Source organism: Aeromonas sp. (genome assembly GCF_050633025.1).
Taxonomy (GTDB): domain Bacteria; phylum Pseudomonadota; class Gammaproteobacteria; order Enterobacterales; family Aeromonadaceae; genus Aeromonas.
The window spans coordinates 1-10,679 of sequence record NZ_JBODRQ010000113.1 but is presented as its reverse complement, the minus strand read 5'-3'; the positions used below and the strand labels follow the sequence as shown (position 1 = coordinate 10,679).

Sequence of the window (10,679 nt, the reverse complement as noted above, 5' to 3'; positions counted from 1 at the left end):
AGCAAAAGCCGAAGAACGGCCTAACCAAGTGTCCGGATTTAGTTGACCACTACAGATATGATCAATAAATATGAAGGTGTCGATATTCATATAGTTAGGGTGGAATGCTAAGAATGGTGCTAACAAGTCCCTGATGTGAAATAGTGAGCCCACTTGGCATCAGGGATATAGTTCAGCATGAGTTACGGTTTAATCATCGTTTTGACCTCAAGAGCATGTTGGTTGCCGCCGATTTTTCCGTCTCCACGCAAATAAAAACAGGCCCACCGAAGTGGACCTGCTGCTACTTGCGTGGGTAGGAGTATCGCGATAAAGAGCGCTACTCCCGCTCCTTCACATAAGGTGTACCAAGTGCCTTCGGCGCCACCGCACGGCCGATAAAGCCAGCCAGCAGGAACACGGTCAGGATGTAGGGCAGTGCCTCGATGGCCTGCACCGGAATGGCGAAGCCACTGATGCTGACCCCTTGCAGGCGGATGGCGACCGCATCGAGGAAGCCGAACAGCAGACAGGCTGCCATGGCATTCCAGGGACGCCACTTGCCGAACACCAGCGCCGCCAGTGCCATAAAGCCCTTGCCCGCACTCATGTTGGGGATGAACTGGGCCGTCTGGGCCACCGCCAGATAGGTGCCACCGATACCGGCCAGCAGGCCGCCGATGAGGAGCGCGGTGTAGCGCATCCGCACCACAGAGATACCGGCGGTATCGACCGCTGCGGGCGCCTCGCCCACCGCCCGCAGACGCAGACCAAAGCGGGTACGGAACATCACCCACCAGGCCAGCGGTACGCAGGCGAACGCCACGTACTCCAGCAGAGAGTGGCCGCTCAACAGCTCGCTGTAGAGCTGGCCAATCACCGGCACATCCCACAGCTCCTTGGCATAGGGCAGATCAATGGGGGCGAAACGGGCATCACCGGAGAGCGCCGGGGTCTGGCCACCCTGATCGAACCAGTAACGGCCCAGGGTAACGGTCAGACCGGCCGCCAGAATGTTGATGGCCATGCCGCTCACCACCTGATCACCCCGGTGGGTGATGGTGGCAAAGCCGTGCATCAGGGCAAACAGGATGGAGACACCCACCCCGGCACCCAGACCTATCCAGGCAGAACCGGAGACCGCAGCCGCCGCACCACTGGCGAACGCCGCCGCCAGCAGTTTGCCTTCCAGCGCGATGTTGACCACTCCGGAGCGCTCGCAGAACATACCGGCCATGGCGGCCAGAATGAGGGGCGGCGCGGTACGAATGGTCGCATCCAGCATCAGGATCAGAATTTCAAACATGATCAGACTCCTTTAGCTTGCGCGGCTGAGCGGTTGGCAAACGCCAGATAGAGCTGCTCGATGCGCGGACGCATCATGTGCTCAAGGGCGCCACAGAACAGGATCACCAGACCCTGCAACACCACCACGATGTTGCGGTCGACACCGAACTCGAAGCTGAGCTCGGCGCCCCCCTGATAGAGGAAACCGAACAGCAGGCTGGCGATGATGACGCCGACCGGATGGTTGCGCCCCATCAGCGCCACCGCGATACCGGTGAAGCCGAACCCTTCCACGAAGTTGAGCTTGATCTGGTGCAGCTCACCCTGCAGTACGTTGAGAGCAAAGAAGCCCGACAGCATGCCGGAGATGACCATCGCCAGGATCACCACCTTGGGATAGGAGATACCGGCGTAGGCGGAGGCGCTTTGGCTGGCGCCGACCGAGCGGATCTCGTAACCCCAGCGGGTGTGCCAGATAAAGACCCACACCAGCGCCGCACAGATCAGCGCCCAGAAGAAGCTGATGTTAAGGGGGCTGTTGGGGATCTCCATCCCGAACAGGCTCGCCAGCCCGCTCATCTTGGGCAGCCAGCTTGCCTCGGCAAACACCTTGCTCTCGGTCGCCATCGAGCCGGGCGGCTTGAACACCTCCACCAGCAGATAGGCCATCAGCGAGGCGGCGATGAAGTTGAACATGATGGTGGTGATCACGATATGGCTGCCGCGCTTGGCTTGCAGCCAGGCCGGAATAAAGGCCCAGGCAGCACCGAACAGACCACCGGCAATGATGGAGAGCGGCAACAGCAGGGCAAACGGCAGCACATCGCCGAGCATCAGACAGACCAGACCGACACCGAGACCGCCGATATAGGCCTGACCTTCACCACCGATATTGAACAGACCGGCGTGGAAGGCGACCGCCACCGACAGACCGGTAAAGATAAAGCCGGTTGCGTAGTAGAGGGTAAAGCCGACCCCTTCACCTGTGCCGAACGCGCCGTACCACATGATCTTGGCGGCATCGACCGGGTTGATGTCGAGGTAGTAGAACAGAATGGCCGACACCAGGAAGGCCAGCAGGATGTTGACCGCAGACAAGACGCCTACGGAGACCCAGGCAGGAATACGTACTTGGCTCATCAGTGGGCCTCCTTGGCAACTTCGTCCGGCACTATGTTCGCCATCATCAGACCAATGGTGCGCTCATCCGCCTTGGCACCATCCAGCTCGCCGACGATGCGACCGTCGGCAATGACCAGGATCCGGTCAGCGAGGCTCATGATCTCGTCCAGCTCCACCGAGACCAGCAAGACAGCCTTGCCCTTGTCGCGCATGGCGATGATCTGCTGGTGGATATACTCGATGGCGCCGATGTCGACCCCGCGGGTCGGCTGGCCGATCAACAGCACATCCGGGTCCTGCTCAACTTCACGGGCGATCACCAGCTTCTGCTGGTTGCCACCGGAGAAGTTGGCGGTCTTGTGATCGGGATGGGGCGGGCGCACGTCCCACTTCTCCATCTTGGCCTGACAATCCTGCTGGATCGCCTCCTTGTTCTGCAGCCACCCCTTGTTGTATTGCGGGCGGCGGTGATAACCGAGAATGAAGGCCTCTTTCGCCTCGAAGCGGTTGATCAGCCCCATCTTGTGGCGATCTTCCGGCACATGACCGAGGCCGTAGTTGCGCACCAGCTCGGGATCGGCCGGGTGCTCCGCGCTCACCTTGTGCACGCCGCTGCGACTGCTGATGGTGAAGCTGCCCTTGCTCGGCTTGAGAATACCGCCAAGCAGACTGAGCAGTTCGGACTGACCGTTGCCGGAGACCCCGGCGATGCCGACCACTTCACCGGCCCGCACCTCGAAGCTGACCGATTTGACCCGCTCCACCTTGCTGGCGTCGAAGTAGCTGAGGCCTTCGATCTTCAGCTTGGCTTCACCGGGCTGGGTTGGCCCCTTGTCGACCTTGAGGCGCACCTTGCGGCCCACCATCAGTTCGGCCAGCTGCTCCTTGTCGGTATCCTTGGTGGCGACGTGTGCCACCATCTCACCACGGCGCATGATGGAGACCTGATCGGTAATGGCCAGGATCTCCCGCAGCTTGTGGGTGATAAGGATGATGGTCGCCCCCTGATCCCGCAGCTTTTTCAGCACCTCGAACAGGTGATCCGCCTCTTGCGGGGTCAGTACCCCGGTCGGCTCGTCGAGGATCAGGATGCGGGCGCCGCGATAGAGCGCCTTGAGAATTTCGACCCGCTGTTGCAAGCCAACCGGCAGATCTTCGACCTTCTCGTGCAGCGGCACGTCGAGGCCATAATCCCGCGCCAGTTCGCCAAGCAGCTTTTCGGCTGACGCCACGCTCTGCTGAAGGTGCCAGCCGTTCTCAGCGCCGAGGATGACGTTTTCCAATACGGTGAAGTTGTTGACCAGCATGAAGTGCTGGTGAACCATGCCCACGCCTGCGGCAATCGCATCTTGTGAGCCATGGGGTTTGAAAGGATTCCCGTCGATCAGCATCTCGCCTTTGTCGGCATGGTAGAAACCATAAATGATGCTCATCAGGGTGGACTTACCGGCGCCATTTTCGCCGACAATGCCGTGGATACTGCCTTTTCGAACCTTAAGGTCGATCAGCTTGTTGGCGTACACTTCGCCGAACCGCTTATCGATACCTCTTAATTCGATGGCATAGCGATCTGTCTGGTCCATGATGCAGCCCTGCGTTTCATGAAATAAGACTAAAAACCGGCCCGTGCGGGCCGGTGGTGCGTTGAGAGTCGTAGCAACTATCTAATTAGTATTTGCAGGTGTTATCGCTCATGTAGTCATGAACCTTGACCTTGCCAGCGATGATTTCAGCCTTGATGGCATCCACCTTGGCTTTCATTTCCGGGGTGATCAGCTTCTCGTTGTGCTTGTCGAGCGCCCAATCCACACCGCCTTCGGCCAGACCCAGGTTCTTGATACCCGGCTTCCACTCGCCTTTGGCAGCGTCATCCCAGGTCTGGTAGGCAGCCAGACCCACAGACTTGACCATGGAGGTCAGCATGGTGCCCGGTTGCAGGTGGTTCTGGTTGGAATCCACACCGATGGCGAACTTGCCGCTGTCCTTGGCTGCCTGATAGACACCGATACCGGTACCGCCGGCTGCGGCGTAAACCACGTCAGCACCCTTGGCGAACTGGGACTTGGCCAGCTCGGCACCTTTGGCCGGGTCAGCAAACGCGGCCGGGGTAGAGCCCGCCATGTTCTGGAACACTTCGATCTTCGGATTGACGAACTTGGCACCCTGCTCGTAACCGCACTGGAATTTGCGGATCAGCGGGATATCCATGCCGCCCACGAAGCCGACCTTGCCGCTCTTGGAAGCGATGGCAGCCAGCGCGCCCACCAGGAAGGAACCTTCATGCTCCTTGAAGATGACGGACTGGACGTTCGGCTTGTCGACCACCATGTCGATGATGGTGAACTGGGTTTTCGGGAATTCGGTCGCAACCTTCTCTACCGCAGAACCCATGTTGAAGCCGACCGCCACGATCGGGCCGTTGCCACGGCTGGCCAGACGACGCAGACCCTGCTCGCGCTGGGCTTCGTTCTGGGGTTCAAACTCTTTGACCTTGACGCCCTTGTCCTTGTTGTAGAGCTCGACGCCGTTACGGAACACGGCTTCGTTGAATGATTTGTCATACTTGCCCGCGGTGTCATAAATGACGGCTGGCTCGGAAGCAGCCTGAGCAGAGAAAGCAGCGAGAGTGAGGGAGGCCACGGTGGCCAGCTTGAGCACTTTAGTCACGATCGTATCCTTGATTGTTATTAAGTGAGGGAACTTGCTTGCCTGTCAAAGCAGGTTAACTAGCACGCAGGGTTACTCTAAGACAGCCCCGATGCGGGTCAAGCAAATGATAATGGAAAAACGTTTGCGTTAACGGTTTGAATTTTAAGCAAATATATTTATAACCAGTTGTTTTTTAGCTATTTTTTAGTTATTTATGCTGATATCAAAAGGTTCCAAACGACATTTTCCTTATCGCTCAGAGAGTTACTGTAAATCGTTTGCCAAAGTTATTTATCCTGCCCTCCTGTAAGCTCGTGATCCGGCTCGCAAAACAACGCTCACCTATTTTGCGGTCAAAGGTATCGCCCCATCTCCTTCCCACTCTGGTCGTTATAGCAATCATTCATACATCCGAACCTTCGGCTATCTCAAAATTCAGCAATAGGCGGGATCCATATCAAGTTGAAAACCATATGAGCCCCTGTATGATGCTTACCGCGCGGGCTCAAATGCGGCTATCGCTGATGTCAATTGAGTGCTGCGTGTCAATCCATGCCACTCTCTCCTATCTGGCTTCCTCAGCCTGGTTCAGGTGGTATATGCATCGTTGTTTCAGGAAAATAAAAATGAAAAAAAATGTTCTGGCTTTATCGGTTGTGACGGCGTTATCCAGCTTGGCGCTGGCAGGTTGTGGTGGTGGTGGCGATGGTGCCAGCACAAATAATGGCAATAACGGTGGCAATGGGGGGGACGCCACTAAACCAGCGTTGACCGCCACCTTTATTGATAGTGCGGTCGACGGTTTGAACTACACCTGCGGCAATTACTCGGACGTCACGAACCCGCAAGGTCAGTTCCTCTTTAATGACGGTGACACCTGTACCTTCAAACTGGGCTCAATCTCCCTTGGGGAAACTCAGGTTAAAAAGGGTCAGACCCTGGTGACCCCATACACCATTGCCGAAAAGGGTGACAAAGATCGCGCCATTCGTATCGCCGCCCTGCTGCAGACCATGGATGCAGACAGCGATGCAAGTAACGGGATTACTCTGAAAACAGAGGATGTGGTCAAGCTGGGCAATACCCTGCGCTTTGACAGCGATGACGCTTTTAATACCAGCCTGAATGAAGCCCTGAAACAGGCTCAGATCGACAAAAAAGTGGTTGATACAACAGCAGCCGCAGCACATATAAATGCCTCGCTGGCAGTGATTAATGGTCAATCAGTTGCAGTCAACAAGGTGCTCTCGGATTTACAAGCACTGACCGACCTGAAAACCCTTAACGTTGAAGAAAAACTCAAGGAGTACAAAGACACTCTGCTGGCTGAAACCACAGATAATGGCAAGATTGACCGCCAGATCGTGCTGGCTGCGCTGGCCATGCTTGAAGTGACCAATGACCCTGTTGTTGCAGAACGCTTGGGCTTTACCTCCTCTGAAATGGGCGTGAATTACAGCACCAACCTGGCCAAAGTGATCGATGTCATCATCCACACGCCACACTATCCCTCCGTGGCTCTCAAGGGTGGCAAAGGATATACACATGATGTAGCCAAGCTGATGGGTGCCTATGCCGACAGCATGGACAAGGTCGCTGCGACCTTGGCCGATATCCAGGACCCGGAGTACAACGCGCGCTATGGTGAGAACGATGCCATCACCCTCAACTTCAATGGAGCAAAGGCCCTGCGCGCCTCCGCCATGGCGATGGCATCGGCACTCAATATCGCCGCGTCCTACCAATACGGCCCGGATAATGCCTATGCGACCCAGAACGAAGAAGTAACTTTGCCTCGCATGCATATCAAGCAAAGCTGGGGACTGGAGCAACCACTCCATACCACTTATGAAGAGAGCTCCAGCACCTTCCAGACCCAGTTCAGCCCGGTGGATATCGAACCGGACTACCTGGTGAACCATGCAGATTTCTTCCGTCTGACCGACGACGCCAAGATGCGTCTGGGTAAGGCCAAGGCTCAGCTGAAGGATGCGGTGGGCATCGCACTGACCATCGATCAGGGCAAGCTGGACGACTCTTTGACCCAGGACGAGATCGCCGCCAACACCACCCTTCTCACAAAACTGGCGGATCATTTCTTGGGCAAAGTGCCCACTGTTGAGTGGAAAAATAGCAAGATCAAGTACTTCAATACCGGTATGTTCTGGGAACCCAAAGAGGTAGGCATCAAGTTCAACATCAACGTCATCCCGTTCTTTGACGAAATGCTGGATCGCGGCGATATGACCATCAAGGTGACTGGCGCATGTAATGGCGATGTGGGTACACGAGACTCCGAACTGTCCAAAGCAATCGGGGAACCCATGTGCCTTATCTCAAGCGACGAGTTCAAGGCACTTGCCCAAAACGGTCGTGGTGCACTGAAGTACATCGGCTGGATGCAAGAAGCTCAAAACAGCCACACTACCATTTATGCCAAGGGAGTGAGCTATGACTGGTCAACTCAGATGACGCCGCTGACCGGTTCGACCTTTGACAAGGTCTTTGTATCTTGTACCGATCTGGATGGAAACAAGGTCAGCTGTGCCGATCAGCTGTAAACAATGCAGAGCGCTCCTGCTGGGGGCGCTCTTTTTGCTGATACCGACGGCGCAAGCTACCGGTATGTTGGCACGCTACAAGGATTATCGGGAGCGTGTCTTCGATCGTCAGGGTCAATTGCAATATCAATTAACCACCCGTGAATATGTGCAATGGATGCCCAACGGGCGTCCCTCATTGTCCACTCTCTTTGCGTTGCGAGAAATGCAGCGTGAGTCATTGCAGCTGAAGCAAGGCTCTTTGATGGTAAATGACGTCATCGTGCACTTCCAGCATGGGCATTATCAAGATGGCCAGCTCATAATGGGAGACACGGAAGTGACCTTACCTGAAGGCCGTTTGCACGCAACTACCCTTCGTTTTGATCCCGTTCATCAAGTGCTGGATTCCCCACGCGCCATGTTATTGAGCTTTTCTGGCGATGTGTTGGGCCAATATCGAGATTATCACCGCCCCCTTCGTTGATCCTGCTGGTTGGTCTCTGGCCGCTCAGGCCGTATAATCCCCACCTGTATAAATAAACAGGAGTGGTGATGGACGTTTCAACCCTGCTCGACGGGCTCAACGACAAGCAAAGAGATGCCGTTGCGGCGCCCCGTAGCAATCTGCTGGTGCTGGCCGGTGCCGGTTCGGGCAAGACCCGGGTGCTGGTGCACCGTATTGCCTGGCTGATGCAGGTGGAACGCTGTTCACCCTTCTCCATCATCGCGGTCACCTTTACCAACAAGGCGGCGGCCGAGATGCGCGGCCGGGTCGAAAAAGTGTTAGGCAGCATGCAGCGCGGCATGTGGATCGGCACCTTCCACGGCATCGCCCACCGCCTGCTGCGGGCCCACCATCTGGATGCGGGGCTGCCGCAGGATTTCCAGATCCTCGACTCCGACGACCAGTACCGGCTGATCCGCCGGGTGCTCAAGGCGCTCAACCTCGACGAGAAGCACTGGGCCCCGCGCGCCGTGATGAGCTACATCAACGGCAAGAAGGACGAGGGGCTGCGCCCCGGCGACATCGACCTCTACGGCGATCCCGTCACCCGCACCTATCAGCAGATCTACAAGACCTATCAGGAGACCTGCGATCGCTCCGGTCTGGTGGACTTTGCCGAGCTGCTGCTGCGTGCCCACGAGCTGTGGCTCAACAAGCCGCACATCCTCGAGCACTACCGCGACCGCTTCCAGAACATCCTGGTGGACGAGTTTCAGGATACCAACGGCATCCAGTACGCCTGGCTGCGGATGCTGGCGGGCAACAGCGGCAAGGTGATGATCGTCGGCGACGATGACCAGTCCATCTACGGCTGGCGCGGCGCCAAGATCGAGAACATCCAGCGCTTCCTGACCGACTATCAGGGAGCCGAGACCATCCGCCTCGAGCAGAACTACCGCTCCACCGCCAATATCCTCAAAGCCGCCAACAGCGTCATCGCCAACAACGCCGAGCGCCTTGGCAAGGAGCTGTGGACCGAAGGGGCCGAGGGGGAGCCGATTTCGCTCTACGCCGCCTTCAACGAGGTGGACGAAGCGCGCTTCGTGGTCGGCCGTCTCAAGGATTGGAAGGAAAAGGGCGGCCTGTTGGCCGACTGCGCCATCCTCTATCGCTCCAACGCCCAGTCACGGGTGCTGGAAGAGGCGCTGATGCAGGACGCCATGCCGTATCGCATCTACGGCGGCCTGCGCTTCTTCGAGCGGCAAGAGATCAAGGACGCCATGGCCTACCTGCGGCTTATCAACAACCGGGGCGACGACGCCAGCTTCGAGCGGGTGGTCAACACCCCGACCCGCGGCATCGGCGATCGCACCCTCGAGATCCTGCGCGGCAACGCCCGCGATCAGGGGCTCAACCTGTGGCAATCGGCCAAGGCGCTGCTCAATGACAAGGTGCTGACCGGTCGCGCCGGCAACGCGGTGCGCGGCTTTGTCGAGCTGATCGACGCGCTGGAGGAGCAGGTCGCCATGCTGCCGCTGCACCAGCAGGCGGATATCTCCATCCAGAACTCCGGCCTCAAGGCGATGTATCTGGCGGAAAAAGGCGAGAAATCCCAGGCGCGGGTAGAGAACCTGGACGAACTGGTCACCGCCTGCCGCCAGTACCAGCGCCCGGACGAGCTGGAAGATATGAGCGATCTCTCCGCCTTCCTCGCCCACGCGGCGCTGGAATCCGGCGAGAATCAGGCCGACGAATATGCCGATGCGGTGCAGCTGATGACCCTGCACAGCGCCAAGGGGCTGGAGTTCCCGCTGGTGCTGCTGGTCGGCGTCGAAGAGGGCATGTTCCCCAGCCAGCAATCCACCGAGGAGTCGGGCCGGCTGGAGGAGGAGCGCCGTCTCTGTTACGTCGGCATGACCCGCGCCATGGAGAAACTCTACATCTGTTATGCCGAGAGCCGCCGTATCTACGGCCGCGAGATGTTCCACAAGCCGAGCCGCTTTATCCGCGAGATGCCCGCCGAGTGTCTGGAAGAGATCCGGCTGCGCACTCAGGTCAGCCGCCCCACCCAGTACGGCCGCTTTAGCCAGAACGAGGTGCAGCAGAGCTTCGACGCCAGCGGCATCAAGCTCGGCCAGCGGGTGCTCCATCCAAAATTCGGCGAAGGGGTAGTACTCAACTTCGAAGGGGTCGGTCAGCAGAGCCGGGTGCAGATCCAGTTCGACGACGTCGGTGCCAAGTGGCTGGTAACGGCGTATGCGAGATTGGAGACGCTTTAAATTGCCTAACAAAACAGCTCCGAACTAGTTATAAGTTCGGAGCTGTTTTAGGTCACAATATGACTTAGGCGTCGATATTTTCAAACATCCCTGCAAGCATCGCTGCTACCTTAGCTTCATATGCATGATAACTATCTAAATATTGAGTATCGACATGATACAAATCATTTACATGATTATGAATAACACGACCATTATTATCCTTTCTTGCACCATTTGATTTAAAAAACTTCTCAAACCTATTAGGAGATACGCCTTCAAATGGCATGAAAATCACCTTACCTACTTCATCTATATCTGATATAGCATCATCATGAAGTTTCATTGCAAGACTTTTTTCATAAGGTTCAATATATACAACCTTATTTATTCCAG

7 protein-coding genes and 1 pseudogene are annotated in these 10,679 nt (G+C 56.8%); 3 read left to right on the top strand and 5 right to left on the bottom strand.

The window, feature by feature from the left end; translation table 11 throughout:
• Nucleotides 1-319: 319 nt before the first annotated feature.
• The 4 genes from ACRAUW_RS14000 to ACRAUW_RS13985 all read right to left on the bottom strand — a co-directional run bounded on the left by ACRAUW_RS14000 (nucleotide 320) and on the right by ACRAUW_RS13985 (nucleotide 5,055).
• Complete coding sequence (locus ACRAUW_RS14000) at nucleotides 320-1,285, bottom strand: ABC transporter permease (protein WP_431362758.1); 966 nt, start codon at nucleotides 1,283-1,285, stop codon at nucleotides 320-322.
• A gap of 2 nt (nucleotides 1,286-1,287) precedes the next feature.
• Entirely contained in the window at nucleotides 1,288-2,406 is a 1,119-nt protein-coding gene (locus ACRAUW_RS13995) for an ABC transporter permease (RefSeq protein WP_005340798.1), read from the bottom strand.
• Nucleotides 2,406-3,971 (bottom strand): ABC transporter ATP-binding protein, encoded by a 1,566-nt coding sequence (locus tag ACRAUW_RS13990; RefSeq protein WP_075116180.1) that lies wholly within the window; start codon nucleotides 3,969-3,971, stop codon nucleotides 2,406-2,408. The genes ACRAUW_RS13995 and ACRAUW_RS13990 overlap by 1 nt, the downstream gene beginning before the upstream one ends.
• 85 nt (nucleotides 3,972-4,056) lie before the next feature.
• Nucleotides 4,057-5,055, bottom strand: coding sequence for a BMP family lipoprotein (locus tag ACRAUW_RS13985; RefSeq protein ID WP_431362757.1), 999 nt, complete (start codon nucleotides 5,053-5,055; stop codon nucleotides 4,057-4,059).
• A gap of 608 nt (nucleotides 5,056-5,663) precedes the next feature.
• Here ACRAUW_RS13985 and ACRAUW_RS13980 point away from each other — a divergent pair.
• From ACRAUW_RS13980 to uvrD, 3 genes are all read left to right on the top strand, one after another.
• The gene (locus ACRAUW_RS13980; protein ID WP_431362756.1) at nucleotides 5,664-7,598 is read left to right on the top strand and encodes a hypothetical protein; all 1,935 of its coding nucleotides are present in this window, start codon (nucleotides 5,664-5,666) and stop codon (nucleotides 7,596-7,598) included.
• A gap of 64 nt (nucleotides 7,599-7,662) precedes the next feature.
• Complete coding sequence (locus ACRAUW_RS13975) at nucleotides 7,663-8,064, top strand: hypothetical protein (protein ID WP_127904540.1); 402 nt, start codon at nucleotides 7,663-7,665, stop codon at nucleotides 8,062-8,064.
• 68 nt (nucleotides 8,065-8,132) lie between these two features.
• Complete coding sequence (uvrD, locus tag ACRAUW_RS13970) at nucleotides 8,133-10,304, top strand: DNA helicase II (RefSeq protein WP_431362755.1); 2,172 nt, start codon at nucleotides 8,133-8,135, stop codon at nucleotides 10,302-10,304.
• Between the two features lie 64 nt (nucleotides 10,305-10,368).
• Here uvrD and ACRAUW_RS13965 read toward each other — a convergent pair.
• Nucleotides 10,369-10,679: pseudogene (locus ACRAUW_RS13965) on the bottom strand (hypothetical protein); the annotation flags it as partial.

What these genes read in the sequence shown, in the direction of transcription:
- ACRAUW_RS13995 (WP_005340798.1), bottom strand. Translation starts at nt 2,406, where the DNA reads ATGAGCCAAGTACGTATTCCTGCCTGGGTCTCCGTAGGCGTCTTGTCT.
- ACRAUW_RS14000 (WP_431362758.1), bottom strand. Translation starts at nt 1,285, where the DNA reads ATGTTTGAAATTCTGATCCTGATGCTGGATGCGACCATTCGTACCGCG.
- uvrD (WP_431362755.1), top strand. Translation starts at nt 8,133, where the DNA reads ATGGACGTTTCAACCCTGCTCGACGGGCTCAACGACAAGCAAAGAGAT.
- ACRAUW_RS13975 (WP_127904540.1), top strand. Translation starts at nt 7,663, where the DNA reads ATGTTGGCACGCTACAAGGATTATCGGGAGCGTGTCTTCGATCGTCAG.
- ACRAUW_RS13980 (WP_431362756.1), top strand. Translation starts at nt 5,664, where the DNA reads ATGAAAAAAAATGTTCTGGCTTTATCGGTTGTGACGGCGTTATCCAGC.
- ACRAUW_RS13990 (WP_075116180.1), bottom strand. Translation starts at nt 3,971, where the DNA reads ATGGACCAGACAGATCGCTATGCCATCGAATTAAGAGGTATCGATAAG.